The sequence below is a fragment of the Arthrobacter sp. TS-15 genome (assembly GCF_006964045.1).
Classification (GTDB): Bacteria; Actinomycetota; Actinomycetes; order Actinomycetales; family Micrococcaceae; genus Arthrobacter.
The window spans coordinates 54,971-81,829 of the sequence record NZ_SDXQ01000012.1 but is presented as its reverse complement, the minus strand read 5'-3'; the positions used below and the strand labels follow the sequence as shown (position 1 = coordinate 81,829).

Sequence of the window (26,859 nt, the reverse complement as noted above, 5' to 3'; positions counted from 1 at the left end):
AGGAGGACGACGATGTCCCAACTCCCCCATCTCGTCATTGCCCACGGCACCGTGGTCAACAGCTTTGGCCGACAGGACGCCCATGTAGTGGTGGACGGAGGCCGCATCATCGAGCTCATTGACGCCACCCAGCCCGTTCCTGCCGCCGTCCGCACCGTAGAAGCGGTGGGTCAACTGGTCATTCCCGGCGGCGTGGACGGCCACTGCCACGTGGCCCAAGTGACCGGCCGCTTCCGCACCCTGGATGACTACCGGACCACCTCCACCGCTGCGCTGTGGGGTGGGACCACCACCATCATTGACTTCGGTATTCCACGCGACGCCCAGGAAACTCCCCTGGATGCCGTCCTGAACAAGAAACGGCTCGCCGCCGATTCACGCTGCGACGTCGCACTGCACGGGGCAGTGGTCACGTGGGACGAGACCGTCCCGTGGCAACTGGAGCAACTGGCCGCCGAGGGTGTTCGGTCCGTGAAGATGTACACCACCAACCGTGGTTCCACCATGGCCGATGGAGATACGGTCCTGAAGGTCATGCGCGAAATGGTTCGCCTGGACGGCCTGACCTACATCCACGCCGAGCACGACGCCATCATCACCGACTGCACGGAACAACACGCCTCCGATGGCCTGATCGGGATCGAGCACCTGCACCGGACCCGGCCGGAACTCGCCGAGGAAGTATCCGTCAAAGAGACGCTTGCCATGGCCGAGTACACCGGGGCTCCCGTGTACTTCGTGCACCAGTCAACACCCGGCGCCGTGGACCTGGTGACCGAGGCCCGCGAGCGCGGGCAGGAGGCGTACTCCGAGACGTGCCCGCACTATCTGACCCTCGATGACACTGTCTACGGTTCGGCGTTTCCCGAGTGGTACGCGTGCTGCCCGCCCATGCGCAGCGCCGAAACAGTGGCCGCTCTCAAAGACCGCCTTGCCGCCGGAGCCATCCACACGGTTTCCTCGGACCACTCCTGCTACGACCTCTCCCAAAAACGCGAGCGCACCGACGATGTCCGCTACATGCCGCACGGCCTGCCCGGCGTTGAGACCCGCATGCCGGTGAGCTTCACCGCTTTGGTTTCCGAAGCCGGCGGATCCGTGGAGGACTTCGTGGAGGTCTTCTCTGCCGGCCCCGCACGGATCAACGCCGTGCCGCGCAAGGGCGCAATCGTGGAAGGTTTCGACGCCGATCTGGTGGTCTTCGATCCCGTCAGACAGCAAACCGTCGACGGCGGCGCGCTGCACATGGGAACTGATTTCTCGCCTTTCGAGGGGAAGACGCTGAACGGCTGGCCCGCCGTCGTCGTCTCCGCTGGTCGCGTGGTACTCGACGGCGACGGTTTCCATGATCCAGGGCCCGTGGGACGTTTCGTTGCCCGAAACGGCTTCACCGAACACCGCGACTCGCTGGCCGTGCCCGTTTCTACGCTTACTCTCTAGGAGCCACCATGCCTTCCAACAATCGCGCCACCCGGATCGGAATGATCGTGCCGTCCTCCAACACCTGCCTGGAGCCGCAGACGTACCGGATCCTCGGCGATCGCCAGGACGTCACCATCCACTCAACGCGCATCCCGGTAACCCGCATTGCCTTGGACGATTCCTCGGACAAGCAGTTCGATTCCTCGGTGATGCGTGCTGCGGCCGAGCTGCTGGCCACGGCTAATGTGGACGTGATCGCCTGGAACGGTACCTCGGGATCGTGGCTTGGCGCTGCGCATGACCATGCTTTGGTCCGCGAGATCACAGAGGCCACGGGCATCCCTGCCACCACGTCCACGCTCGCTTATCTTGACGCGTTCGCGTCGTTTGGAACCGAGCGGATCGGGCTGTTCACGCCCTACACCGCCGACGTGAACGAGTCCGTGATCTCGTCCTATGCCCGTGAAGGGATCAAGACGGTCGACCACCGGCACCTGGACCTCAGCGACAACGAGTCCTTCGCGCGGGTCACCGACCAAGAGATGCTTCCTGGGTCACTCGAGTTGGCAGCTTCGCACCCGGATGCCTTGGTCTACCTATGCACCAACCTGTACGGCGCCAACATCACGGCGGAGGTGGAAAGCCGCACCGGAGTACCCGTTCTCGATTCCGTGGCGGTCACCCTCTGGCATGCCCTGAAGTTGGCGGGAGCCCCACTGCTCGACGCGAAGTGGGGCCGTTTGCTGGCTGACGCTGTGTAGCGTCAGCCAGCTCTCCGGATCCAGCTCAGTTGATGAGCTGGATCCGGATGCCTGCGCCGCGTTCCTTCACCACCATCCGACGTTCCACTGCTCCCGTTTGGGTGAGCCATACAACGCTGCCGTCAGATGTCACGGCCTCCACTACGCCCTGGTCCACGATCTCGTCGCCGCGCCAGATCTGAACTTTCAGACCAACCAGCGACCTCCAGTTGGTCACACTCTTTCCCCTTGCTTGTACGAAGGGTGCTCCAAATAACGAATCCTTCTTACGGTGCTGCAATGGGTGGCTCCTAGCGTCCTGGACAAACTTTCTGTACAGGAAGTGTGCCGTCGCCGATGCTCACATGACGCGAATACCAGGCCCAGTTGTGTGACCTGCGTCAATTACAGCGCTTTGACCGCGCCCAGCACCTTGGTCAAGGAGTCCTTCGCGTCGCCAAACAGCAGGGTGGTCTGGGGCTCATACAGGAGCTCGTTCTCAATACCGGCAAATCCGGGGCGCATGGAACGTTTGAGGAAAACCACCTGCCGGGCGTCGGCGACCTCCAGAATGGGCATGCCGTAGATCGGAGACCCCGAGGTGGTTTTTGCGGCAGGGTTCACAACATCGTTGGCCCCAACCACCAACGCGACATCGGTGGTCTTGAACTCCGAGTTGATGTCGCTCATTTCCTTCAGGGACTCGTAGGGCACGTTAGCCTCGGCAAGGAGTACGTTCATGTGGCCCGGCATGCGCCCGGCCACCGGGTGGATGGCGAAGTCCACCTCAATTCCGCGTGACTCCAAGGCCGAGGCCAGCTCCGCGGCAGTGTGCTGGCCTTGGGCCACTGCAAGGCCGTATCCCGGGACGATGATCACCCGCTGTGCATAGCCGAGCAATACTGCCACGTCCTCCGCGCTGGAGGATCTTACGGGCCGCTCACTGACGGTGGTTGAACCTGCGGTAGATCCGCCCTTGAAAGCCCCAAACATGATGCCTGCAACACTGCGACCCATCGCGGCAGCCATGGCGCGGGTGAGGATGGTGCCGGAAGCCCCCACCAGCGTCCCGGCCACCACCAGGAGGACATTGCCTAGCACCAGTCCGGACGCCGCGACAGCCAGGCCAGTGAAGGCGTTCAGGAGTGAAATGACAATCGGCACATCCGCGCCTCCCACCGGCAGCACCAGCAGGATTCCGGCACCAAGACCCAAGAGCAGCAGGAGCAGCGCCACCACCAACCAGCCGTTCAGGATCACCACAATTCCAGCACCCACTGCGGCAAGCAGCACCACGGCCATCAAGGCTGGTAACCCGGGAAATGTCACCGGCCGGGTGGTCATGAGCCCTTGAAGTTTGGCGAAAGTGACACCGGAGCCAGCAAAGGACACCGCACCCACCAGCAACGTGAAGACAATGGCCAGGCGAACCCACGGATCGCCCGTATGGGAGAGTTCCAGCAACGCCACCAGCGCCGCAGCACCACCACCCACACCGTTGAAGAGTGCCACGAGCTGCGGCATCTGGGTCATGTGCACCCGGCGGGCCACCGGCGCTGCCACACCCGAGCCCACAACAATAGCCCCCAGAATCCACGGGATATTGTCCAGTTTCACAGAGACAAACACCGTCACCACAGCCAGCAGAGCGCCAAATGCTCCGATCAGGTTCCCGCGCCGGGCAGTCCGTGGTGAACTTAGGCCCTTAAGGGCGAGGATGAAGCAGGCCGCCGCGGCGAGGTACAGCAGCGAGGTCCACGTGGGGTTCAGAAGCGTCATGGCCGGCGCTCCTTCTTCTCCGGCTCCACGGTGGCGGCCGGCTCCGCGCCTCCGCGGCCTTCAGGAACGGCAGCGTTCGACGGCGGCCGCTGCCGTCCGCGGAACATCTCCAGCATCCGGTCGGTCACCACAAAACCACCCACGAGGTTAGCCGTGGCAAGGACTACGGCCAGCAGCGCAACTGCTAACACCCACGGGTCTGCGGCCTGTCCGGCAACAATGATGGCACCCACCAGGATGATGCCGTGGATGGCATTGGCGCCTGACATGAGGGGCGTATGCAGGGTACTGGAGACCTTGGAAACAACCTCAAAACCCACGAATACCGCCAGCACAGTAATCGTTAGCAGGCTCATGCCATCCATTAGCGCACTCCTTCAGGTCCGGGCTGGGAGCGCCCGGATGGAGCACCCCCCTGTCCCGTTTCTCCTGCGAGCGCCGCAAGTGCCTCCGCAGTTGGTGCGTGGAGGACTTGGCCGTTGTGGGTGAGGCACGTGCCTGCAATGACTTCATCCTCAAAGTCCGGAACCACCACGCCGTCCCGAGTCATAAGTGCCAGGAGGTTGGCGACGTTCTTGGCGAACAGTCGTGAGGCATCCGCAGGCATTGCCGATGCCGCGTCCTTGATTCCCACGAGTGTCACTGTGCCCTCCCCATCGCCGGTGGGGATGGGGATGTCCTGCCCAGGGATGCTCCCCTCCACGTTTCCGCCGGATTCCGCAGCCAAGTCCACCACCACGGACCCCGGGCGCATCCCCTGGACCATTTCGCGGGTCACAAGGAGTGGGGCGCGCCTTCCAGGCACGGCAGCGGTGGTGATGAGGACGTCGGCCTGAGCCACGTGCGGCGCCAAGAGGGCTCTTTGGAGGGCACCCCGGTCCGCGCTGAGCTCCCTGGCGTAGCCGCCCGAGGCCTCTGCGGTTTCAAGGTCCAGCTTGATGAAGGTTCCTCCCATGGATGCCACTTCGTCCGCCGAGGCGGGTCGGATGTCATTGGCGGACACGCGAGCACCTAGTCTTTTGGCGGTTCCGATGGCCTGAAGGCCGGCAACCCCGGCCCCGAGCACCAGCACGCGGGCGGGCGGAATGGTCCCAGCTGCCGTCATGTACAGCGGAAAGAACCGCGGGAGCCTCATGGCGGCCTCGAGAACACAGCGATAACCGGCCACCAGGGCCTGCGAGGTGAGCGCGTCCATGGACTGGGCTCGCGATATACGTGGGACCAGTTCAAGCGCAAAGGAGGTGATGCCCCCGGCGGCGAGCGCCCGCACAGTGGGCAGCTCCGAGGACGGCGACCCCAGACCAACGGTGACCGAGCCGCGTGGGAGAGCTCCCGCCGTCGACGGTTCCAGGGGACGCACGTGGCAGTAGACATCCAGCGATCCGGGAACCAGTGATTGCACCACTGACGCGCCCGCAGCCAGGTAGTCGTGGTCGCTGTGGCCCGATGCCAGCCCCGCGCCGGACTCCACATCCACCTCAAGGCCCAACCCCATCAGTTGCTTCACCGTTTCCGGCGTTGCAGCAACACGTCGCTCACCGTCAAGTGTCTCGCGCGCTATGCCTGCCTTCACCCGCCACCCCTTTTCCGGAACCCTCCAGACTCAGTTGGCATGAGTCTATGACTGCAAGGGGCCCGGCGGGAGTAGGGGCTGCGCTATGTGCATAAGTCCACTAAGGTCGGTGGAAGCTGGGAGCAACCAGCACCACACCGTCGACGAGCCGGTTCCGGCCGTGCCGTCGGAAAGGAACGCCACTATGGACACCTTCAAAATCGGTTACTTCGTCGGAAGCCTGGCAAGCAATTCCATCAACCGGGTCCTCTCCAAGGCCCTCATCAGCGTGGCGCCGCCGGAACTCGAGTTCCATGAGATCGCCATCAAAGACCTTCCGTTGTACAGCTCGGATTACGATGCTGATTTCCCGGCGGCGGGCCGGGACTTGAAGGATGCCATCGCCGCATCGGACGGCATCTTGTTTATCTCGCCCGAGTACAACCGCTCTATTCCCGGCGCCTTGAAGAATGCCATCGATTGGGGTTCACGCCCGTGGGGCACCAATTCATTCGCTCGCAAGCCCACCGGAATCATCGGCGCATCGCCGGGCGGTATTGGAACCGCCGTGATGCAGTCGTCCATGCGCAGTGTTTTGAGTTTCCTGGATGCGCCACAGTTGAACGCACCTGAGGCTTACATCCGCTTCGTCGCAGATGCGTACGACGACGACGGTTCAGTTAAGGACGAAGCGACAGCCGGGCTTCTGCGCCACTATATGGAGGAATACAGCGCGTTCGTTCAGCGCGTCCTCGCCGCCAACGCGCCCGGCCACATCGGTGATCAGGAACCGGATTCGGCAAAGCTCACGCGGTAACACCGCTCCGGGTGCCGGGCGGCATGCCCGCAGGCGGCTGGACAGGCGCTTAGGTGTCCCGCGAACCCGCCATCAGCTGGCCGATGATGCTGGTCTCCAAGTGCTCCAACAGGTGCCGCGGATTGTCATAGACTTCCGCGGCACCGGCGTCGCGCAGTTCGGCTTCGCTGATTCCGCCGCAGGTCAGGGCGATGACGGGAACGCCGATCGCAGCTCCGGCCTTTACATCCCACACGGCGTCGCCTACGAACACCACATCCTCCGGACCGAGCCCCAGCTTTTCCAGGCAGGCCTCGAGGATGTCCGGTGCGGGCTTGCTCTGCTTTGCGTCGTTTGAGCTGGTCCACGCATCAATGGAGGATCCGGCATCGAGAAGGTGCCTGCTTACTTCAAGGTCGCGTTCCTGCGCTGACGAGGCCAAGCCCACAGCCAGTCCCGCGTCCGAGCATGCAGCCAGAAGGTCACGGACCGAAGCGAAGGTGCGCAGAGCCGGCCAAAACGTTGAAAAGACCGCACCGTGCGCGGACTTGAGATCTTCCTGCATGTCCTCGGGACAGTCCGGGATCAGACTCTGGATGAGCCGGTCACCTCCCATGCCAACCCTTCGGTGAATGGCGGACATTTCGACATCCAGGCCTTCGCGTCGGAACGCTTGCCACCACGCCATGGCATGGAAGTAGCTGGAATCGATCAGGGTTCCATCCACATCGAAAAGAACGCCGCGTTTCTTTTTTGTCGCTTCATCAGTTGCCACAGCTGACCACCCCTGCGTGTGTCTGCGCTTGCGCACCTTGGGCGGCCAGCGCGGAGTCGATCACTGGTTCCTCAAGCATGAGTACCGCATACCGCTCTGCCGAAGCTGGTCTTAGCAGCCCCGTTCCTGCAACTTCACGGATGGCTGCGACTCCCTCAACAGCCTCGTCCATGGTGGAAAACTGCTTGGACAGACCCATCAACACGTCGTCGCCGTCCACCATCAGAATCCGAAATTCCCCATCAGGCGTTTCAGCCAGTTCCAAATGCCCGGCCATCCGAACCTCCTCGTCTTCGATGCCAAACAGCATAGTAAGACTACTTATTATAAACCTCTCAGTAATATTGCGTCACGCGGGAATTAGGCGTGTGCAACTTGTTGTTGTCGCAGGCATGACAACAATCGGAATCATCGGTGCAGGACACATTGGCAGCCAAGTCGCCCGCAAAGCGGTAGAACTCGGCTATGACGTAGTCATCAGCAACTCCCGAGGGCCGGAAACCCTCCGTGAGCTGGTGACCGAACTCGGGCCGCGCGCCCGGGCCGCAACAGCAGGTGAGGCAGCAGCAGCAGGAGATTTCGCCGTCGTGACCGTCCCTTTGAAGAACTACAAGGACATCCCCACCGAGCCGCTTGAGGGCAAGATCGTAATCGACACCAACAACTACTACTGGGAGCGCGACGGCCGGATCGCTGAGCTGGACAACGGAGAAGCCACCACTTCCGGCCTGCTTCAGAAGCACCTGCCCACCTCCAAGGTAGCCAAGGGCTTCAACCACATTTTCGCCAAGGACATCACCACGGACGGCACCGCTGCCGGCACGCCCAACCGTCGCGCCCTGGCCACCTCCAGCGACTTCCCCGAAGCCGCCGAGCTTGTCACCAAGCTCTACGACGAATTCGGCTTCGACACCGTCAACATCGGCCCACTGGAGGACAGCTGGCGCGTAGAACGTGACCGCCCCGCCTACGTCATCCGCCAGAACGCGGAGGAACTCCGCGGGAACCTCGCCAAGGCAACGCGCACGGTCTAAACCGGAACGCACGACGGCGGCAAGGGGCTTACGCTTGCCGCCCCACCTTTGCGGGCGCCGTGAATTTTGCGGGTGCCGTGAATTTTGGGTCGAAATCGTGTCACGAATCGGGACCACGGCGCACTTTATGGGTGGCTGCCTCTCTAAATGCCTGGCGCATCAGGCGTTCGGGAGGCAGCTGCCCCCGAAGCGTCCTACCCCGAGGAGTTCCATGTCCACCAAAATCTCGAACTGGCCCGCAGCGACGCCCATGTGGGTTGACCTGGGCGTTGACGATCTCCAAGCGGCGAAGGCCTTTTATGCAGACCTCTTCGGATGGGATTTTGTTGCGGGCGGTCAGGACGCCGGGGAATACTCGCTTGCACATGTCGCCGGGCGGGCGGTGGCGGGCGTAGGGCCCAAGCAGGATCCGGATGCGCCCACCGTATGGACAACGTTCCTGGCATCGGATGACGTCAATGTCACCGCCAAGAAGATCAGCGCGGCCGGCGGAGAGCTGCTTGCCCCTCCCTTCGACGTCATGGAATCCGGGCGAATGACGCTGGCGACTGACAGCGTGGGCGCAACCTTCGGCGTGTGGCAGGCAGGCACCCATATCGGCGCGGAACGCGTCAATGAGCACGGCGCACTGTGCTGGAATGAGCTCCACACCCGGGACTTCGCCTCGGCGCGGTCCTTCTACTCCGAGGTCTTCGACGTCAGCTACCAGGACGTCACCGAAGACGGCTTGGTGTACTCCACCATTCGCAGGCCGCTGGATGGCCGGGAAGTGGGCGGGATTCAGCATGACGTTGACGTTCCCTCCGGCACCCCCAACCACTGGCTGACCTGGTTCGCCAGCGACTACGTTGAGGGCACTGCGAATCGGGCCGTAGAGCTCGGCTCCAGCCTGCTGATGCCTGTCACCGAAAGCCCGCTGGGACGCATGGCCATCATCCAAGCGCCACAAGGTGAGGTGTTTGGCATCATCGACGCACCCCGAATCGGCGAGTAAACACCCGGCCCGCGCTCAGGCAGCAGCCGGATTGAGTGCCTCGGCTATGACCTCATGCGCATGGGCCGCGGCAAGCGGAGCGGCCAAGCGGTGGACCGCCTGGAACGTCCTGCGCACGGCAGGACCGTGCCAATCGGGCGGTAAGTAGTCAGTGGGGAGGTTTGGATCCCGGTACGGAAACTTGCGCCACATGGTGAGCATCGGAATGTAGTAGCGGAAGGCATCGCGACGCATCTCCTCGGTGGATTCAGCCAGTGCGATGTCCGGATCGCTGCCCACGAGCCCGGTCCAGTGCTGCTCCGCACCGTCGTAGAGTTCAAGGAATTCCGTGAACTGCTGGTCCAATTCCTTGAGGTCCCACCACTCCGAAATCTTGGGCCGCATGGGGCCATCAAAAACGTAGTCGCTCCGAAAGAGATCCACGAACTCGATCAGCCCGCCAGACGTGAGCCGCTCCCGGGCTTGCTCCAATTTATGCGCGGGAGCAATCCACACACCGTTAGCTACGGAACCAAAGCCCAAGGACAGCAGGGCTGACCGCAGCTGGTGCCGGCGGTTCCGCATGGATTCGGGCACGGAGAAGACCGCCAGCACCCAGAGATCCACTGGCGCGGGCTGCTCCGGTGCGAAGATCCTGCGGTCACCTTCCCGGAACACATCACTGACGGACTCCGAAATTTTGTACTTAGCGATCCCGCCCTCGCGGACGCTCTTAAGAACACCCTTGGCTTTGAGCCTGGAAACTGACGACCTCACGCCGGGAGCGTCGTAGCCCAGTGATCCCAACATGGAGATCAGCGCAGATACCGGCAATGCGTCGCCTGCATTTCGTCCGTAGAGGCCAAAAATGGTGACGAGCAGCTGCTGGTGGCGCACCGGGGGTGCCGGGACGGCGAACATCGAAGGATCCTCATTTCCGCGCCGCAGTTCCGGCGCCAGTCCAGTTCATCATAGGCGCGGTAATACTTCCGCTCAGATTGCTTCAATGCCCATATTCGGCCCCGATCAACGGATCATGTGGAATGCCTGAGGCGCTCGTTCTTCTTCTGGAGACTGTCCGGCTAGCCGTGTCATAGTAAGCATGCTTACTATGGAGCCACGCTGATTCGAGGCTCACACCGCCCCGAAAGGTCCTTTCCGTATCAACGATAGGAAACACATCATGGCAGGAAATCTCGTAGCCCGCTCCATACACGACCTCACCGCCGCGGCATGGTTTGGCGGCTCACTGATGGGTGCCATCGGACTTAATGGTGCCGCTGCAGAAGCGAAAGACCCCACCGAGCGCACCCGCCTCTCCAGCAAGGGTTGGGGAAAGTGGGCCCCCATCCAGACAGCAGCCTTCGCCGGACACCTGGCCTCTGACCTTGCCATCGCATGGGAGAACAAGGGCCGGATTGCCAAGCAGGACAATGTCGCCGCAAACACTGTCTACAAGACTGTAGTGACTTTGGCTGGAGCCGCCGTCACGTTGTACGCAGGTGTTGTGGGCAAGAAGGTGGATGAGCTCTCCGACGAAGGCGCCAAGGGTGCAACAGAACCTCGGGCCGGCGCATCCGATGAGTTGAAGTCCGCTCAGACCCAGCTCAAAGCACTGCAGTGGGCCATTCCGGCGTTCGCGGCCTGGGTGATCATCCTCGGCGCAAAGCACGGCGAGATGCAGCGGCCGAAGAACATCATCAAGGGCTTGCGCTAGCCACCCACCCCGCGTCCCCAACCACCACTGGCCGAGACGGCAGTGAATGACAATCCCATTGCTCACCATTGTCATCAACCGCCGTCTCGGCGTAGGGGGTCAGGCTCCTTTCAAAGCTTTGACGAAGTGTTCCGGCCATGGCTGTGCAGCTGCGGTTCCATGGGGGACGTACACGGTGGTGACCGTCCCGTAGGCGGCGACCTCACCGGCGTCGGACGCTACCTCAAAAGCCAGGGTCAGCGAGGTCCGGCCCAGCGCGCTTACCGTCACCGTGGCGGTGATGCGCTGGCCGAACCACAGCTTGGCCTTGTAGTTGATGACTTGCTGAACACGCGGAGCGCTGGGGAAATAGTCCGGCAACTCCAGCGAACGGAAGAGCTCGGCCTCCGCAGCCTCAACCCAGCGCAGAATGGCCGAGTTGTGCTGGTGCCCGGAGGCGTCGGTGTCCACCCATTCCACTGTTCGCTGGACAGACGCCTCCGGAAACCTATCCACGATTCTCCTAGCGGGCGCTAACGGCGGCGTCGTTAGGATCAACGTCGACGGCGGCGACTGCCACCTCAGGCTGCGGCTTCGGAATCATCGCCACAGCACCCGCGGCCAGAACCGCGATGCCGGCGAAGATTGCGAAGTTGGCCTCGAAGGGCAGCTTGGAGCCTGCGATCCAGCCACCGATCAACGGTCCGGAAATGGCACCCAGGCGGGCGAAGCTCAGGGCCCATCCCGTCGCCGTGCCACGGACCTTGGCCGGGTAGTAGTCGGCAATATAGCCGGTCAGCACCAGCGATGTGGAAATGGAACCAACGCCTGCGAAGGCCACGAACAGCAGGTTGACCACCATGGTGTTGGGGAAGACCAGCAGCATGATGCCCAAGCCGCCCAGGATGTAGAACACCACCAGGATGAGCTTCTTGCCGTACTTGTCTGCGGCGCGGCCAAGGAGCAGGCCCCCGATTGCGGAGGCGAGGCTGAAGACCAGCAGGAAGGTCAGTGACGAGCCGAGGTCGTAGCCGGCCTTCTTCATGATGCTCGGCAACCAGGTGTTCAAGCCGTACACCAGGACCAAGCCACAGAACAGCGAGATCCAGAAGAAAACGGTGGAGCGCAGGTACTTCCGGGAGAACATGGTGGTGATGGTCTTCCACCACGGATCCACCTGGCCGCCTTGGGCAGCAGGAACTGCCGGAGCCACAGCAACAACGGGCTTGTAGTTGGAGATGTTCAGCTTGGCGGCCAAGGCCTTGGCCTCGGACTTCCGGCCCTTCGACTCCAGGAATTCCAAGGATTCAGGCAGGAACTTCCAAATGATCGGAATCAGCACCACAGGTGCGGCACCGATCGCGATCACAGCACGCCAACCACCCATGGGCAGGACGAACAGCGCAGCCAAAGCGGCGGCAACGATGCCCAGTGAGTAGCCGGAGTACATGAGGCCGTAGTTGTAGGAGCGCTTGTTCGGCGCCGAGTATTCAATGGTCAGGGCCGCTGCCACCGGAATGACACCACCCATGCCCAGTCCGCCAATGAGGCGGAACAAGCCGAACAGCTCCGGCGTCGGCGCCCAGGCAGCGCCTGCCTGGGTGAGCGTGAAGATTGCCATTGAAGCCAGGAGCATTTTCTTGCGGCCGACGAGGTCGCTGAGCGTGCCGATGAAGAGGGCGCCAATAAGCATGCCAATCAGGGCATATGATCCCAGTCCGCCCAAGGCCAGCGGGCTGAGGTTCCACTCTTTGTACTCGGCAAGTGCCGGCAGGATGGCGCCCAGGACGCCGACGTCGTAACCTTCGGCGAGGATCGCGAGCCAGCAGCAGAACAACACCAAGCCGGTGGTCTTCTTGGGCACGTTCCAGTCGTTGACTGGTGCGGTGGCCATGGCTACTTCACCAAAACCGATGCTGCTGCGGACTCGGGAGTCCAGCGGAGGTGTGTGTTGACTTCTTCCATGTCGGCTTCCTTAAGCAGGGACAGGCGGGGACGAACGGCGTCAGTGCGTGAGCTCGGAGGCTTGCGGCGACCAGCACGGAATTGTGGGATCCAGTCGGCGCCGGGCCCCTGATATTCCTGCTCGGCCGCTGCGTGCAGCGTCCATTGGGGGTCGTAAAGGTGCGTGCGTCCCAAGGCGATCAAATCCGCACGGCCGGCCAGGAGGATGGAGTTCACGTCATCGTAGGTGGAGATGGCGCCGACGGCGATCACCGCCACGCCTGCAGGTGCGGCAACTTCCTGACGGATGCGGTCCGCGAACGGCGTCTGGTAGCTACGGCCGAAGGCGGGCTTCTCTTCCTTGGCCACCTGTCCGGTGGAAACGTCCAAGCCGGCGGCGCCGTGCTCAACGAACGCCTTGGCGATGGCCACGGAATCATCCGAAGTGTTGCCACCTTCGATCCAGTCGGTGGCGGAGATGCGCACCGTCACCGGCTTGCTGGCAGGCCAAGCTGCACGAACGGCGTCGAACACTTCCAACGGGAACCGCAGCCGGTTCTCCAAGCTGCCACCGTATTCGTCGGTCCGTTTGTTGGACACCGGCGAAAGGAAGGAGGACAGCAGGTAACCGTGGGCAGCATGGATTTCCAGGAGATCGAAACCGGCCTCGTCCGCACGGACCGTGGAGGCGACGAACTCGGCCTTGATGGCATCCATTCCAGCGCGATCCAGCTCCACGGGTGTTTGGTTCTCCGGGCTGTACGGCAAGGCAGAGGGACCCACGGCGGTCCAGTTACCGGACTCGAGCGGCTGGTCAATGCCTTCCCACATGAGCTTGGTGGAGCCCTTGCGCCCAGAGTGGCCCAGCTGGGCGCCGATCTTGGCGGTGGAACGGGCGTGAACAAAGTCCACGATTTCCTTCCAGCTCTCACGCTGTTCATCCGTGTAGAGGCCGCTGCAACCGGGGGTGATGCGGCCGGCTTCGGAGACGCAGACCATCTCTGTCATCACCAGGCCGGCGCCACCGAGGGCCTTGGAGCCGAGGTGGACCTTGTGGAAGTCACCCGGAACACCGTCCGTGGCCGAGTACATATCCATGGGCGAAACAACAATGCGGTTCTTCAACTCCAGTTGGCCGATCCGGAACGGCTGGAACATGGCCGGAGCGACCTCTGTCAGCCCCTGCGAGGCAGCGAAGTCGCGGTCAACAGCGTTCGCGAACTCGGGATCGCGGAGCCGCAGATTTTCCTGCGTGATGCGGCGGCTGCGGGTCAGCAGGTTGAATGCGAACTGTGTAGGGTCCTGGTCCTTGTACTGGCCAATGCGCTCAAACCATTCAAGGGATGCCTGGGCTGCACGCTGGGTGGAGGCAACCACGGGCCGACGCTCGGCCTCATAAGCAACCAAGGCGGACTCCACATCCGGGTGCTCGTGGAGGCAAGCAGCCAAGGCCAGCGAGTCTTCCATGGCCAGCTTGGTGCCCGAGCCGATGGAGAAGTGGGCGGTGTGGGCGGCGTCGCCCAGCAACACTACGTTGTTGTGGCGCCAGCTCTCGTTGCGGACCGTGGTGAAGTTGATCCACTTGGAGTTGTTGGTGAGGACCTCGTAGCCGTTCAGTTCCTCGGCGAAGATCTCGCGGATCTTGGCGATGGCCTTCTCATCGGAGACACCGGGAGGGAAGACCTCGTTGGCGGTTTCGTCGAAGCCCGCGGCGTGCCACACGTCCTGGTGCATTTCCACGATGAAGGTGGAGCCCTCGTCCGAGTAGGGGTAACCGTGGATCTGCATGACGCCCCACTCGGTTTCCTTCACGAAGAACTTGAAGGCCTCGAAAACCTGGTCCGTACCAAGCCACATGAACTTGTTGGTACGCGGGTCCAGGTTGGGCTTGAAGGAGTCGGCGTACTTGGCCCGGATCTGGGAGTTGATGCCGTCCGCTGCGAGAACAAGATCGTAGTTGGCTTCAAGCTCCTCCACGGCAGGAGCCAGGGTACTGAAACGCACGTCCACGTTCAGTTCGATGCAGCGGCGCTGGAGCAGCTCCAGCAGTTCCTTGCGGCTCATGGCAGCGAAGCCCTGGCCGCCCACCGTGATCATTTGCTCGCGGAAGTGGATGTCGATATCGGACCAGCGTGCGAAGCGACGGCTCATGTACTCGGCCACTACGGGATCAGCGTTGCCGATGCCGCCCAGGGTCTCATCGGAAAACACGACGCCGAAGCCAAAGGTGTCGCTGGCAGCGTTACGTTCCCAGAGGGTGATGTCATGCGACGGGTCCAGCTGCTTCATCAGTGCTGCGAAGTACAGACCGCCAGGCCCGCCTCCAACGATTGCGATTTTCATGGTGTTGCTCCTTCTCAAGCCTGGCTCTGGCCGGCGGGGGTAAGTTGTTCGGTCTGGCTCGCTGTTTTGTCCTGCGCGAGGACCCTGTCGCGGAGCTTGAAGTGCTGGAGTTTGCCGCTGGGATTGCGGGGCAGTTCGTTGACGAAGCGGACATCCCGCGGGTACTTGTACGGGGCGATGGTTTGCTTCACGAAGTCCTGGATTTCCTTGCGCTTCCCGGCGTCGCCAGTGACGCCTTCGCGCAGGACGACGAATGCGCAGACGATGCTGCCGCGCTCTTCATCCGGAACCCCGATGACCGCGTTTTCCGCAACATCCGGGTGCTGGTCGATGGCCGTCTCAACCTCGGGCGCACCGATGTTGTAGCCGGAGGAGACGATCATGTTGTCTGAGCGTGCCTGGTAGGTGAAGTACCCGTCGGCATCCATGGCGAACGTGTCACCGGTGACGTTCCAGCCACGGACCACGTAGTTGGCCTGCCGTGCGTCGTCGAGGTAGCGGCATCCGGTGGGGCCGATCACTGCCAGGCGGCCGATGTTGCCCGGGCCGAGTTCGTTGCCGTCGTCGTCCAGGATGGTGGCCCTGAAGCCCGGCACCGCGCGGCCAGTGGTCCCAGGGCGGATATCGTCCCCTGCCGCGGAAATGAAGACGTGCAGCATTTCCGTGGCGCCAATCCCGTTGATCAGCCGCAAACCCGTGGCCTCATGCACCGCTTCCCAGGTTTCCTTGGAGAGATGCTCTCCGGCGGAGACGGCCATACGCAGGCCCCTGAGGAGGTCTCCGCGCTTCTCTTTCAGGATGGCCCGGTAAGCCGTGGGTGCGGTGAAGAGGATGCTGGCTCCTGCCGCGGCTGCGGCTTCAGCAAGCTCCACCGGCCCGGCCTTCTCCGTGAGGAGCGACGACGCGCCGAACCTGAGCGGGAAGACCACCAAACCGCCAAGTCCGAACGTGAACGCCAAGGGCGGGGAACCCGCGAACACGTCATCTGCTGTTGGTTCCAGGATGTAACGGGCGAAAGTATCCGCGTTGGCCAGGATGTCCCGGTGGAAATGCATAGTCACCTTGGGCACGCCGGTGGTGCCCGACGTCGGTCCTAACAGGGCGACGTCGTCCGCGGCAGTGTCCACTGCCGTGAATTTGCCGCTCTTGTGCTCGCAGCGCGAGGCGAGATCACCGTCGTCGTCGAATCCGTTGCCGGCCCCATACGTCAGTACCTTGACCTCATCTCCCGCCGCAATTGCGAGTTCGTCCACGAACCGGTGATCAGAGATGGCGACCACGGGTTTGGTGAGTTGGATGAGGGTGGAGACCTCGGTGGAGCGCAGCATGGGCATGGTGGTGACTACTACGGCGCCGGCTTTCAGGACACCCAGCCAGGCAGCCACGATCCAAGGGTTGTTGGGTCCGCGCAACAACACGCGGTTGCCCGGAACAACTCCGAGGTCTTCGGTGAGGACCTGTGCCACCTGGTTGGAACGCTGCTGGAGCTGACCGTAGGTCCAGACCGAGCCGTCAGGTGTCCACAGGGCGGGACGGTCTGGGCCGTACTGCTCAACAGCGTCGTCGATCAGTACCGCCGCAGCGTTGAGCCGCTCCGGGTAGTGGAGTTCGGGAAGGGTGAATTCAAGCGCAGGCCAAGTATCGGCGGGCGGCAGGTGGTCACGGGTAAACGTGTCCACGTGGGCCGATGGCATCATGCTCATGGCCGGTCCTTTCAGTGGTGCGTCGTTGAAGCGGATGGTTGGCGGAGATCTAATGCTGTTTAGGTGCCAGCCCGAATCATGCCCTCTTGGGCGACCGTGGCAAGCAGCCTTCCGTGACGATCGAAGAAGCGGCCCATGGCGAGGCCCCTGTTGCTTTGACCGGAGATGGCGTCCTGGGCGTAGAGCACCCAGTCGTCGGCGCGACCATCGCGGTGGAACCACATGGAGTGGTCCAAGCTGGCGGTCGCGAGTCCCGGGCTGGACCAGTTGAGTCCATTCACCCGGAGCAGCGGCTCCAAAATTGTGTAATCGCAGACGTAAGCCAGCGCTGTGCGGTGAAGGTCGGCGTCGTCGGGCAGGGCGTCAAAAGCCTTGACCCAAATGGCCTGCTGCGGCACGGAACCGCCCTCGAGATCGATATATACCGGCCCTGGAATATGGCGCATATCGAAGCTACGGCCCGTCGACCAGTACTCCGCGGCTTGGCCGTCCACGCCGTCCAGCGCTTCGGCCGCAGTCCGCAGCGATTCAGGCTCGACGGCGGCAGGAGCCTCGGGCTGGAAGTCCGGGCCGCTCTCAGGGACCTGGAACGAACCCATGGCCGCGTACACGGCCTTGCCGTTCTGGAAACCCCGGACCGTGCGGGTGGAATACCCTCGGCCATCCCGCAGGCGCTCCACTTCGTACCGGACACTGGAACCGATATCCACGGGACGCATGAAGTAGCTGTGCATCGAGTGCAGAGTCCTGTCAGCATCAACGGACCGCATCATCGCGGCCGCGGCCTGTGCCACCATGTCTCCACCATAGGCTTTTGGCCACGGCACGTACTGGGTGGTTGCTTCATAGGCTTCGTCGAACACCTCGGCCGTTGTGGGCGTTAGTTCAACTGCCTTGAGGAAGGTCTCGGACGTCAGGGTTCCAGTGATCATGGCTTAGGCCCGGCGGTAGTCGGCGAGGGTTTCGTCAGCCACGTCTTCGAGGTTCACCACGAGGTTCTCCGGCGTGCGCGCTGTGAGCCAGACGAGTTCTTCCGTGATGGACATGTTGGCTTCAACGTGGGGCATGAACGGCGGCACGAAAACCCAGTCGCCGGCCTTCATGTCGATGAACTCCGAGTAGTTCTCGCCGAAGTAGATGCGGCCGTGGCCACGCAACACATAGCCGCCGGTCTCAGCCTCGCCGTGGTGGTGCGGAAGTGAGCGGTACCCGGGGGTGTTGGATACTTGGCCGAACCAGATCTTGGTTGCCGGGGTGTGCTGGATGCTGACGCCGGACACGCGGATGCAGTCGCCGGACTGCGCAGTGTTGGTGTCCTCAGCTCCGGCGCGGGTGACAACCGGGACAACCTTGCCGTCAGCCTGCGCGTAGATGGAGTTATCGCCTTCGAGTTGGTACTCGGTGGTGGTCTGGCTCATGGGTTTTCTCCTTTTATCTGGTGGTTCTGGACGATTGCTGTCAGGCGGGGACTGCGACGGGTGCGTGGATTCGGAACTGGTTCTCCAACCGGCCGATCCCGTCGATTTCCGTAGTGAGGACGTCGCCGTCCCTAAGGAAGCGAGGCGGGGTCATTCCCATGCCCACTCCCCCGGGTGTTCCGGTAAGGACGAGGTCGCCGGGACGCAGAGCGGTGAATTGCGAGATGTAGGACAGCAGCTGTGCCGGGCCGAATACCAGGGTGCTGGTGTTTCCCTGCTGCACAAGCTCGCCATTGACGTAGCCGCGGACGTCGAAGTGTTCCCCGGCTTCATCTGCCGTGACCATGACCGGGCCCACGGGGGTTGTGCCGTCCCAGGCCTTGCCCTGGAACCACTGCAGGGTCCGGTTCTGCCAGTCGCGCATGGAGACGTCGTTGGCCACCGTGTACCCGGCAATGGCCGCACGGGCCTGGTCTTCGTCTGCATGGAACAGTTCAGAACCGACGACGACGGCGAGCTCGGCTTCCCAGTCGACACGGCCGCTGCCGTGGACTTCCACGGCGTCTTCAGCCCCCACCAAGGTGTCCGCATACTTGGCGAACAGTGTGGGGTATTCGGGCAGTTCGCGGCCCATTTCCTGGATGTGGTCCCCATAGTTCAAGCCGCAGCAGATGACTTTGCCGGCCCGGGGAAGGAGCGGGGCGAGGTCAGCGTCGGCGGCCGCAACTATGGTCTGCTCCTTCGACGCTGCAGCCTCTTCAACAACGTTCCGCCAGTCCGGCCGAGCCAGGAGCGCGCCGACGTCATCGGCGGGCAGGGTGAGGTAAGAGTCGGCGCCCGTGGCGAGTGCCGCCGTCGTTCCTCCGTTGGCCGTGCGCAGGGTGGCGAGTTTCATTGCGGGTTCCCTTCGAGATTTTGTGATGTGTCGACTTTTTTACGATCGTCACATATGCTCAACGTAGCACGGCAGAAATGATCTGCACAGAGGCTTTCCAAAAGTTTTTGCAGTTGCCACAACGAGGAGGAACAGCATGAGCCACACAACGATCAACCCGGAATCGCTGCCCAAACCATCGGGTTTTGCGCACGGCATCCTGGCTGGCAACACCGTCTTCCTGGGCGGGCAGACGGCTTTGGACAAGAACATGAAGATCGTTCCCGGCGGCATCGTGGAACAGTTCACGCAGGCGTTCACCAATGTTTTGACCACGTTGCGCGAAGCTGGCGGGCAGCCCGAGGACCTGGTCAACGTGACCATCTACCTCACGGACGTTGACGACTACATGGCCAACGGCCGCGAAATCGGACGCATCTGGCGCGAAATGGCGGGATCGCAGTACCCCGCCATGGCAGGCATCGGTGTCACGCGCCTGTGGCAGAAGGAAGCACTGATCGAAATTCAGGGCATCGCGGTGATCCCGGAGCGCTAAAGCTCTGGAGTTTTTGTACAGATACCGCCCCTAAAACCACGTCTAGAGGTCATTAGCTGTACAAAAACTCCCGTCGATGGCGCAGGATTGGGCCATGGGAACCGTTATCCAATATCTTGCGGGCGTCAGCGAGGGTAACCGCCCGATTCTGGAGCGAATTGTGGCGATCGCCCGCGAGTTGGCCCCCGACGCCGAAGAAGGCGTCAGCTACGGGATGCCCGCTTTGCTGGTTGAGGGCAAGGGCTTTGTGAGCGTGCTCGAAACCAAGAAGCACCTTGCCCTGTACCCGTTTAGTGGGCAGATCCTGCCGGAAATGTCCGAAGAGCTGGGGGGCTACTCATGGTCGCCGGGGACGCTGCGGTTCTCGGCGGACAACCCCGTGCCGGACTCGATGGTCCGCCGGATCCTTGAGACCCGATTGGCTGCGATCCGGAAGTAGTCAGTGCTCGAACCGGCTAGTGCTTCGCGGAGACGTCTTGGGAGATTGCCTGCGCGGTGGCCACCACTTCCTGGCGCACGCCCTCCAGATACTTCTCCGGGTCCGGCTGGGCAGCAACGGCCTGGGCCTGCAGGGACACGTTGATCGCAGCCACGTTGTCGCCGTTGTTGTGGTTCCACACCGGTGCTGCGATGGACATCAGCCCAAGTTCCAGCTCCTGGTCCAGGAGGCACCACCCCTGCCTGCGGACATGTTCGACGGCGGCCCTCAAGTCGGAGGCGCTGGCGACGGTCCGCGGGGTGAGCGGGGTGAGTTCCGCCGTCGCGAGGTAAGCCTCCAGCTTGGTCTGCGGCAATCCGGCGAGCAGCACTCGACCCATGGACGTGGCGTACGCGGGGAAGCGGGTGCCCACAGTGATCCCGACGTTCATGATCCTGCGGGTGGCGACACGGGCCACATAGAAAATATCCGGTCCGTCCAGCACCGCGGCGGAGGTGGACTCCCCCAGCTTTAGGCTCAGTTGTTCCAAGTGCGGCTGGGCGAGCTGCGGAATAGACAGCGCCGACAGATACGAGTATCCGAGCTGCAGCACCTTGGCCGTGAGCGCGAACGTCTTGCCATCGGTGCGGACATAGCCCAGCTCAACCAAGGTGTGCAGGAACCTCCGGGCCGTGGCACGGGTCAGATCGGTGCGGGCCGCGACTTCGCTGAGCGTCATCACGGGGTTGTTCGCGTCGAACGCCCGGATCACGGCAAGTCCCCGGGCCAGCGACTGCACATACTGATCGCTTGCCTGGGGGGTAATTGCGGAGTCGGTCATGGTTACCAATCCTAAATCGCGTTGCGAGGCCTACTCTGCAGGACTCACGCCCCGAAAACCCTGCAGAGCGGGCCTCACAACGCGGGGGCCGGAACTTGCGAGGCCTACTCTGCCTCCCTTAGGCCGGCTTCTTCAGGGGCAGCGGCACGAGTTCCTGGATTTCTTCGAAGGTGCAGCCGAAGGTCTCGCGGACGGTGACGCCATCGGGCCCGGTGAGGAACACAGCCTTGTCCGTGTAGACGCGGGTCACGCAGCCGACGCCGGTGAGCGGGTACGTGCACTGCTCCACCAGCTTGGATACGCCCTCGCGCGTCAAGAGTGTCATCATCACGAAGACATCCTTGGCGCCGGTGGCCAGGTCCATCGCACCGCCCACGGCCGGGATCGCGTCGGGGGCTCCCGTGTGCCAGTTGGCGAGGTCGCCGGTGGCGGAGACCTGGAAGGCGCCGAGCACGCAGATGTCCAAATGCCCGCCGCGCATGATGGCGAACGAGTCGGCGTGGTGGAAGTACGAGGCCCCGGGCAGTTCGGTGACGGGGATCTTGCCGGCATTAATCAGGTCGCCGTCGATCTCGTCGCCCTCAGCGGCCGGGCCCATGCCGAGCATCCCGTTCTCCGTGTGGAGCGTGATGTTCTGTTCCTCGGTGAGGTAGTTGGACACGAGCGTGGGCTGGCCGATGCCCAGGTTCACGAACGAACCCGGGGCGATGTCGCGGGCCACCAACTGGGCGAGCTCGTCGCGGCCCAACGGCTTCTCCGAGGTCTGGATGCTGGTTTGGGTGCTCATGCTCAGGCCACCTTCTCTGCGCTGGTGCCGACTCCACTGCCGGCAGAATCGACGCGGACCACACTATTGACGTAAATCCCCGGGGTCACCACGTTCTCCGGATCCAGGGAACCGGTAGGCACGATCTCCGAGACCTGCACGATGGTGTGCTTCGCAGCGGCGGCCATAATGGGTCCGAAATTCCGGGCGGTCTTGCGGTACACGAGGTTGCCCTTGCCGTCAGCCTTGAGTGCCTTGATGAGTGCGACGTCGGCGTGGATGGGCGTTTCGAAGACCTGCCACTTCCCGTCCAGCAACCGGGTTTCCTTGCCCTCAGCCAACGTGGTGCCGTACCCGGTGGGCGTGAAGAACCCACCGATACCGGCACCAGCAGCCCGGATACGCTCGGCCAGATTGCCCTGCGGGACCAGTTCCAGCTCGATCTCACCGGCGTGAAACTTGGCGTCGAAATGCCAGGAATCGGACTGCCGCGGGAACGAGCAGATCATCTTGCGGACTCGGCCCTCCTTGATCAGCAACGCGAGGCCCTGATCGCCCTGGCCGGCGTTGTTGTTCACCACGGTCAGGTCCTTCGCGCCGCAGTCCATCAGCGCGTCGATCAGTTCGAACGGCTGCCCGGCGTTACCGAACCCGCCGATCATCACGGTGGAACCGTCCTTGATGCCGGCGACAGCCTCGCCAACAGTGTCAATGAAATTCAGCATCGCCCTAGACTCCTTCTGAAACTCCGGCAGAAACGTTTTCCAGCACCAGTGCCAGGCCCTGGCCCACGCCGATGCAGATCGCCGCAACTCCCCAGCGCTGCCCGGAAGCCTGCAAAGAGCGGGCGAGCGTACCCAGGATGCGGGTACCGGAGGCACCGAGCGGGTGGCCCATCGCGATGGCGCCACCGTGACGGTTCACAATCGCGGGATCAATCCCCCACGCATCCACGCACGCCAGCGATTGCGCGGCAAACGCCTCATTAAGTTCGACGGCGCCCACCTGGTCCCAGCCGATGCCCGCCTTCGCGAGGGCCTTGTTCGCGGCTTCCACCGGGGCGAAACCGAAGAACTGGGGATCGTTGCCGTGCGCACCACGGCCGGCGATGCGGGCCAACGGCTCCAAGCCAAGAATCCCAGCAGCCGCCTCCGAACCGATCCACGCCGCCGAAGCACCATCGGACAAAGGCGACGCATTACCGGCGGTGACCGTGCCGCCGTCGGGCCCGTCAGACTCAGGGCGGAACACCGTCTTCAAACCGGCAAGCTTCTCCGCCGAGGAACCGGCACGGATGCCCTCGTCACGGACGAGGTCCGTGCCCGGAACCTGCGACACCAAAGAATCGTAGAAGCCTTCGTTCCACGCGGCGTCGGCCAGGTTGTGCGAATCAGCCGCAAAAGCATCCTGCCGTTCCCGGGTGATTCCGTACTTCTCGCGCAGCCGTTCGGTGGCTTCGCCCAGGGAGATGGTCCAGTCCTTGTTCATGGCCGGGTTCACCAGGCGCCAACCGAGCGTGGTTGAAGCGAGCGTCATGTCGCCGGCCGGGTACGGCTTGGACGTCTTCGGCAGCACCCACGGCGCGCGGGACATGGATTCCGCGCCGCCCACCAGCATGAGTTCGGCATCGCCGGCGTTGATCTGGCGCGAAGCGATGATCGCCGCATCCAAGGAGGATCCGCAGAGCCGGTTGACCGAGGTTCCCGGAATGGAAACCGGCAGGCCAGCCAGCAAGGTAGCCATGCGGGCAACGTTGCGGTTCTCCTCGCCGGCACCGTTGGCATTGCCGAACACCACTTCGTCGATCCGCTCAACATCAAGCCCCGGAGCACGCTTGACGGACTCACGGACCACGTGGGCGGCAAGGTCGTCGGGACGGACAGCGGCAAGGCCGGAGCCGAACTTGCCAAAGGGCGTGCGCACGGCGTCGTACACGAAAGCCTGGTTCATGGGATTTCCTTCGGGGTGGGGACTAGTTGGGGGTGGAGGCCGCGTCGATCTCGGCGAAGACCTTCTGGGCCGTCTTGAACGCGGAATTGGCCGACGGCACACTGCAATAAATGGCGGTCTGCAGCAGGATTTCCTTGATCTCGTCCCTGCTCAGGCCATTGTTGAGGGCTGCCCGGATATGCATGGCCAGCTCATCCCAGTGACCGTGCGCTACCAGTGCCGTGAGGGTAACGGCGGACCGCATCTGCCGGCTCAGGCCCGGCCGGGTCCAGATGCCACCCCAGGCGATCCTGGTGATCATGTCCTGGTAGTCCTCCGTGAAGGAGTCCTTGCCTGCGTTGGCCCGGTCCACGTGCGCATCGCCCAGCACTTCGCGGCGAACCACCATGCCGGCGTCGTAAATGTCCTGTGCGGTGGCATCTGGCTGGACGGCGCCGTTGCGTTCAGCATCGCCGGAAACAGTACTCATCGTCCGTTCTCCTTCATGAAAGTGCGCATCAAGCCGGCCACAGCGGCCGGCGCTTCTGCGGGCGCCAGGTGACCCACGCCGTCGAGCGTTTCCACCACGGCGAAACCGCCGCCAGCCCTGATCCCGTCCGCAACAGATTCGGCCATCGACGGCGGAGCCACGGAATCCTCGACGCCGGCAATCACCTGCGTGGGAACGGTGATGCTGCCCAGTTGCTCGCGGACATCGAATGCGGCGAGGGCTTCGCAGCAGAACGAGTAGCCAAAGCGATCGGCGTCGCGGAGGGCGTGCAGGAGACGGCTGCTGATGTCCGGCTGACGGTCCATGAAACCGGGGCCGAACCAGCGTTCAGCGGAGCCTTGGATCATCACAGGCGTGCCGAGATTGCGGACGGTCTCCGCGCGTTCCAGCCAGCCTTCGGGGGTGCCGAGCTTGGCGCCGCTGCACTGGACGGACAGGCTGCGGAGCCGGTCGCCGTGCTTGATGCCAAGCTGCAGGCCCGTGGCCCCGCCCAGCGAAACACCGGCGTAGTGGAACTTTGATTCCGGCGACACCGAGTCGACAAGATCGACGACGGCGTCAGCCAGTTCCGCAACATCGAAACCTTCCGTGGTGGTCGGCGAGATGCCGTGGCCCGGGAGGTCCCAGCCGATGACGTCGTAGTCGTCGCCGAGGAGCGACGCGGTTTCGGTCCAGAGAATGGTGGAGGTGCCCAATGACGGGCCCACCACCAAGAGCGGTTTGGCTCCCAGTTCACGCTGCGGGGACAGCAGTACGGCCTTGACAGTTGGCTTAGCCACGGGGGGCTCCTTTCGAGGTTCCTGCATAATCCGGGTAGGCGGCCAGGATGCGGCGGCTGATCTCCGATGCTTCGCCGAGATAGCTCGCGGGGTTCAGGAGAGCTTCGAGTTCGGCGTCCGAGAGCTTGTCCGCGGGCACGGCTTCACGCAAAAGCTTGGTGTAAATCCGGGACTGCTCGGCGGCGGGCGCCTTCAGGGTCTCGTCGACGACGGCCTGCAGCTTTTGTTTTCCGTCCTCGCCGAGGAGAGGCGCGACGGCGGCCGACACACCTTCGCTGAGCAGCAGTGGTCCCGAGAGCTCGAGGTTCCGGCGCATGGCGTCGGGGAAGACCCGCAGGCCTTCGGTGAGCTCGCGGAGGTGACCGGCAGCCCCCAGAGCCAACGCGAGCAGTTGGCGCAGGGCCGGCCATTCACTGTGCCAGGCGCCATCGGGCCGCTCGTCGTTGAAGGTAGCCGCCGCGAGGTGCAGTTGAGCTGCAAGACCAGGAGCCTGCAACGCTGCGCTGCGGATCAGGACTGACAGCACGGGGTTCTGCTTCTGCGGCATGGCCGAAGAAACACCGCGTCCGGCAGCCAGGGGTTCGCCAAGTTCAGCAACTTCCGGTCGGCTCAGGAAGAGCAGGTCGGCAGCGATCTTGCCGAAGGAATCGATGACGGCAGCGAGGCCGTCGCCCAGGGCCGTGATGGCCAGGCGGTTGGTGTGCCAAGGGGCCGGAACAGGTGCGAGGCCCAGTTCGGCAGCCAAGGAATCCGCAAGGGTGAACGGCGTAGAGGCCGAGCCAGCGGTGAGCTTCGTGCCGGAGGCCAACGTCCCACCGGCCCCGCCGAACTGAACCGGCAATTCCAGGGATTCAAAGCGGGCAGCGGCAGCCGCTACGCCCTGGAACCACTGCGCAGCCTTGAGCCCGAGCGTATACGGAAGCGCGTGTTGCGTCAGGCTCCTGCCCACGCACAGCGTGTCCGCATGCTGCTCCGCCAAGGTGGCGAGCGCCGTCGTCGTGCCCTTGACGTCAGCCAGCAACGCTGAAATGGTGCGGCTGGCCAGCAGCATGAGGGCTGAGTCCAGGACGTCCTGGCTGGTCAGCGAGGTGTGGACGGCTTTGCCGGCACCGATCCCGCCCGAGTCCAACTCCCGGACGCGGGCGCGCAAGTCTCCTAGCAAGGGAATGACCGGGTTGCCGCCACCCTGGGCGCGTTCGGCAATTGAGGCAGCGTCGTAATGCTCGATCGAGGCGGCTTCGGCCACCACAGCGGCGGATCCGGCGGGGACCAGCCCCGCATCCTCGAGGACGGAAGCCCAAGAGGCTTCGACGTCGAGGATTGCCGCCATCACGGCACGGTCGCCCGTCAGCGCCGTCACAGCGGGCGACGCCGAAACGGGGCTCAGGAGGCCGAAGTCGCCGTCGGTCATCGGGTTGCCTGATCCTCGGAAGCCAGATCCAGCGATCCGTCCTGCTGGAAATCCAGGAACACGGTCTCGTCGCCGCCCTGCAGGCGGATGTCCCAGGTGAGGCCACCGTCGGGATCGCGGCGTGCGATCAGGGTCTTGCGGCGTTCGGGATCCAGGGAGCTCAGCAAAGGATCGTTGGCCAGCGCTTCCTCGTTTTCCGGCAGGTACACACGGGTGAAGAGGCGGTTCATGAGGCCGCGGGCAAACACAGCCACGGAGATGAACGCTGCAGCGCCGGGAGCCGTGGGGCCGGGGTTGACCGTGGTGAACGTGTACACGCCCGAGTTGCCCACGGAGCCGCGGCCCCAGCCGGTGAACGTGTAGCCGTCGCGGACCAGGGAGCCGGTGCGCTGGACGATCTTGCCCTCGGAGTCCGGCTGCCAGATTTCCAGGATGGCGTCCGGAATGGCATTGCCCGCGCCGTCATACACGGTGCCCTGGAGGCGGATGCTGCCGGGGCTGCCCGGCGCCAGGAGTTCGTTGTCCTTGTTGAAGGGGAGGGCGTAGCCGTAGAAAGGGCCTACGGTCTGACCCGGTGTGGGTGCCAGCTTGCTCATGCG

General features: G+C 63.3%; 30 protein-coding genes. 8 read left to right on the top strand and 22 right to left on the bottom strand.

The genetic code is table 11. The features are described 5' to 3' along the window. The first annotated feature begins 12 nt into the window (after nt 1-12). Nucleotides 13-1,440 (top strand): amidohydrolase family protein, encoded by a 1,428-nt coding sequence (locus EU811_RS05330; protein ID WP_142937454.1) that lies wholly within the window; start codon nt 13-15, stop codon nt 1,438-1,440. 8 nt (nt 1,441-1,448) lie between these two features. Continuing rightward, nucleotides 1,449-2,183 carry a maleate cis-trans isomerase family protein gene (locus EU811_RS05325; RefSeq protein WP_142937453.1) on the top strand — a complete coding sequence of 245 codons (735 nt, stop codon included), beginning with the start codon at nt 1,449-1,451 and terminating at the stop codon, nt 2,181-2,183. Nucleotides 2,184-2,208: 25 nt separating this feature from the next. Here the strand turns inward: EU811_RS05325 and EU811_RS05320 are convergent, their stop codons facing one another. From EU811_RS05320 to EU811_RS05305, 4 genes are all read right to left on the bottom strand, one after another. Beyond that, entirely contained in the window at nt 2,209-2,400 is a 192-nt protein-coding gene (locus EU811_RS05320) for a hypothetical protein (protein WP_223941228.1), read from the bottom strand. 167 nt (nt 2,401-2,567) lie between these two features. After that, nucleotides 2,568-3,941 (bottom strand): NAD(P)(+) transhydrogenase (Re/Si-specific) subunit beta, encoded by a 1,374-nt coding sequence (locus EU811_RS05315; protein WP_142937451.1) that lies wholly within the window; start codon nt 3,939-3,941, stop codon nt 2,568-2,570. Next, the gene (locus EU811_RS05310) at nt 3,938-4,306 is read right to left on the bottom strand and encodes an NAD(P) transhydrogenase subunit alpha (protein ID WP_142937450.1); all 369 of its coding nucleotides are present in this window, start codon (nt 4,304-4,306) and stop codon (nt 3,938-3,940) included. Before EU811_RS05310 ends, EU811_RS05315 begins: the two co-directional genes overlap by 4 nt. After that, nucleotides 4,306-5,514: a Re/Si-specific NAD(P)(+) transhydrogenase subunit alpha gene (locus EU811_RS05305; protein WP_142937449.1), complete on the bottom strand. Its 1,209-nt coding sequence runs from the start codon at nt 5,512-5,514 to the stop codon at nt 4,306-4,308. The genes EU811_RS05310 and EU811_RS05305 overlap by 1 nt, the downstream gene beginning before the upstream one ends. Nucleotides 5,515-5,698: 184 nt before the next feature. Between EU811_RS05305 and EU811_RS05300 the strand changes: the two genes are divergently transcribed. After that, on the top strand, nt 5,699-6,310 hold the full coding sequence (locus tag EU811_RS05300; protein ID WP_142937448.1) for an NADPH-dependent FMN reductase: 612 nt from the start codon (nt 5,699-5,701) through the stop codon (nt 6,308-6,310). A gap of 49 nt (nt 6,311-6,359) precedes the next feature. Here EU811_RS05300 and EU811_RS05295 read toward each other — a convergent pair whose 3' ends face one another. Both EU811_RS05295 and EU811_RS05290 read right to left on the bottom strand, forming a co-directional pair. Beyond that, complete coding sequence (locus EU811_RS05295; protein WP_142937447.1) at nt 6,360-7,064, bottom strand: HAD family hydrolase; 705 nt, start codon at nt 7,062-7,064, stop codon at nt 6,360-6,362. After that, nucleotides 7,054-7,374 (bottom strand): hypothetical protein, encoded by a 321-nt coding sequence (locus EU811_RS05290; protein ID WP_223941232.1) that lies wholly within the window; start codon nt 7,372-7,374, stop codon nt 7,054-7,056. The genes EU811_RS05295 and EU811_RS05290 overlap by 11 nt, the downstream gene beginning before the upstream one ends. Before the next feature lie 82 nt (nt 7,375-7,456). On the opposite strand from EU811_RS05290, the gene EU811_RS05285 reads away from it, so the two are divergent. After that, a complete protein-coding gene (locus tag EU811_RS05285; protein ID WP_142937446.1) occupies nt 7,457-8,098 on the top strand; it encodes an NADPH-dependent F420 reductase in 642 nt (213 codons plus the stop codon). Between the two features lie 211 nt (nt 8,099-8,309). Further along, nucleotides 8,310-9,092, top strand: a complete 783-nt coding sequence (locus tag EU811_RS05280) for a VOC family protein (RefSeq protein ID WP_165450155.1) — start codon at nt 8,310-8,312, stop codon at nt 9,090-9,092. A gap of 15 nt (nt 9,093-9,107) precedes the next feature. On the opposite strand, the gene EU811_RS05275 is transcribed toward EU811_RS05280, so the two are convergent. Next, a complete protein-coding gene (locus tag EU811_RS05275) occupies nt 9,108-9,992 on the bottom strand; it encodes a PaaX family transcriptional regulator (RefSeq protein WP_142937445.1) in 885 nt (294 codons plus the stop codon). A 262-nt stretch (nt 9,993-10,254) separates the two neighbouring features. On the opposite strand from EU811_RS05275, the gene EU811_RS05270 reads away from it, so the two are divergent. Continuing rightward, a complete protein-coding gene (locus tag EU811_RS05270) occupies nt 10,255-10,788 on the top strand; it encodes a hypothetical protein (protein WP_142937444.1) in 534 nt (177 codons plus the stop codon). A gap of 99 nt (nt 10,789-10,887) precedes the next feature. Here EU811_RS05270 and EU811_RS05265 read toward each other — a convergent pair whose 3' ends face one another. The 7 genes from EU811_RS05265 to EU811_RS05235 are packed head-to-tail and all read right to left on the bottom strand — an operon-like array spanning nt 10,888 to nt 19,070. Then, nucleotides 10,888-11,283, bottom strand: coding sequence for an acyl-CoA thioesterase (locus tag EU811_RS05265; protein ID WP_142937443.1), 396 nt, complete (start codon nt 11,281-11,283; stop codon nt 10,888-10,890). Nucleotides 11,284-11,290: 7 nt separating this feature from the next. Beyond that, nucleotides 11,291-12,661, bottom strand: coding sequence for an MFS transporter (locus EU811_RS05260; protein ID WP_142937442.1), 1,371 nt, complete (start codon nt 12,659-12,661; stop codon nt 11,291-11,293). A gap of 2 nt (nt 12,662-12,663) precedes the next feature. Continuing rightward, nucleotides 12,664-15,054 (bottom strand): bifunctional salicylyl-CoA 5-hydroxylase/oxidoreductase, encoded by a 2,391-nt coding sequence (locus EU811_RS05255; protein ID WP_142937441.1) that lies wholly within the window; start codon nt 15,052-15,054, stop codon nt 12,664-12,666. Between the two features lie 14 nt (nt 15,055-15,068). Further along, nucleotides 15,069-16,757, bottom strand: coding sequence for an AMP-binding protein (locus EU811_RS05250; protein WP_142937440.1), 1,689 nt, complete (start codon nt 16,755-16,757; stop codon nt 15,069-15,071). A 59-nt stretch (nt 16,758-16,816) separates the two neighbouring features. Beyond that, nucleotides 16,817-17,689: an acyl-CoA thioesterase gene (locus EU811_RS05245; RefSeq protein WP_142937439.1), complete on the bottom strand. Its 873-nt coding sequence runs from the start codon at nt 17,687-17,689 to the stop codon at nt 16,817-16,819. A 3-nt stretch (nt 17,690-17,692) separates the two neighbouring features. Then, nucleotides 17,693-18,175, bottom strand: a complete 483-nt coding sequence (locus EU811_RS05240) for a cupin domain-containing protein (RefSeq protein ID WP_142937438.1) — start codon at nt 18,173-18,175, stop codon at nt 17,693-17,695. Between the two features lie 40 nt (nt 18,176-18,215). Continuing rightward, nucleotides 18,216-19,070 (bottom strand): fumarylacetoacetate hydrolase family protein, encoded by an 855-nt coding sequence (locus tag EU811_RS05235; RefSeq protein WP_142937437.1) that lies wholly within the window; start codon nt 19,068-19,070, stop codon nt 18,216-18,218. Between the two features lie 136 nt (nt 19,071-19,206). Between EU811_RS05235 and EU811_RS05230 the strand changes: the two genes are divergently transcribed. Then, nucleotides 19,207-19,605 (top strand): RidA family protein, encoded by a 399-nt coding sequence (locus EU811_RS05230; RefSeq protein WP_142937436.1) that lies wholly within the window; start codon nt 19,207-19,209, stop codon nt 19,603-19,605. Between the two features lie 94 nt (nt 19,606-19,699). Further along, on the top strand, nt 19,700-20,044 hold the full coding sequence (locus EU811_RS05225) for an iron chaperone (RefSeq protein ID WP_142937435.1): 345 nt from the start codon (nt 19,700-19,702) through the stop codon (nt 20,042-20,044). A gap of 16 nt (nt 20,045-20,060) precedes the next feature. On the opposite strand, the gene EU811_RS05220 is transcribed toward EU811_RS05225, so the two are convergent. The 8 genes from EU811_RS05220 to pcaG all read right to left on the bottom strand — a co-directional run bounded on the left by EU811_RS05220 (nt 20,061) and on the right by pcaG (nt 26,856). Beyond that, nucleotides 20,061-20,864: an IclR family transcriptional regulator domain-containing protein gene (locus EU811_RS05220; protein ID WP_142937434.1), complete on the bottom strand. Its 804-nt coding sequence runs from the start codon at nt 20,862-20,864 to the stop codon at nt 20,061-20,063. A gap of 118 nt (nt 20,865-20,982) precedes the next feature. Beyond that, nucleotides 20,983-21,651 carry a 3-oxoacid CoA-transferase subunit B gene (locus EU811_RS05215; protein ID WP_142937433.1) on the bottom strand — a complete coding sequence of 223 codons (669 nt, stop codon included), beginning with the start codon at nt 21,649-21,651 and terminating at the stop codon, nt 20,983-20,985. Between the two features lie 2 nt (nt 21,652-21,653). Further along, entirely contained in the window at nt 21,654-22,355 is a 702-nt protein-coding gene (locus EU811_RS05210; RefSeq protein ID WP_142937432.1) for a 3-oxoacid CoA-transferase subunit A, read from the bottom strand. Between the two features lie 4 nt (nt 22,356-22,359). After that, nucleotides 22,360-23,580: a thiolase family protein gene (locus EU811_RS05205; protein ID WP_142937431.1), complete on the bottom strand. Its 1,221-nt coding sequence runs from the start codon at nt 23,578-23,580 to the stop codon at nt 22,360-22,362. A 22-nt stretch (nt 23,581-23,602) separates the two neighbouring features. After that, nucleotides 23,603-24,049 (bottom strand): 4-carboxymuconolactone decarboxylase, encoded by a 447-nt coding sequence (gene pcaC / locus EU811_RS05200; RefSeq protein WP_142937430.1) that lies wholly within the window; start codon nt 24,047-24,049, stop codon nt 23,603-23,605. Further along, on the bottom strand, nt 24,046-24,849 hold the full coding sequence (locus tag EU811_RS05195; RefSeq protein WP_142937429.1) for an alpha/beta fold hydrolase: 804 nt from the start codon (nt 24,847-24,849) through the stop codon (nt 24,046-24,048). The genes pcaC and EU811_RS05195 overlap by 4 nt, the downstream gene beginning before the upstream one ends. Then, the gene (locus EU811_RS05190) at nt 24,842-26,260 is read right to left on the bottom strand and encodes a lyase family protein (protein WP_142937428.1); all 1,419 of its coding nucleotides are present in this window, start codon (nt 26,258-26,260) and stop codon (nt 24,842-24,844) included. Before EU811_RS05190 ends, EU811_RS05195 begins: the two co-directional genes overlap by 8 nt. Then, entirely contained in the window at nt 26,257-26,856 is a 600-nt protein-coding gene (pcaG, locus tag EU811_RS05185; RefSeq protein ID WP_142937427.1) for a protocatechuate 3,4-dioxygenase subunit alpha, read from the bottom strand. Before pcaG ends, EU811_RS05190 begins: the two co-directional genes overlap by 4 nt. Between the last annotated feature and the right edge of the window lie 3 nt (nt 26,857-26,859).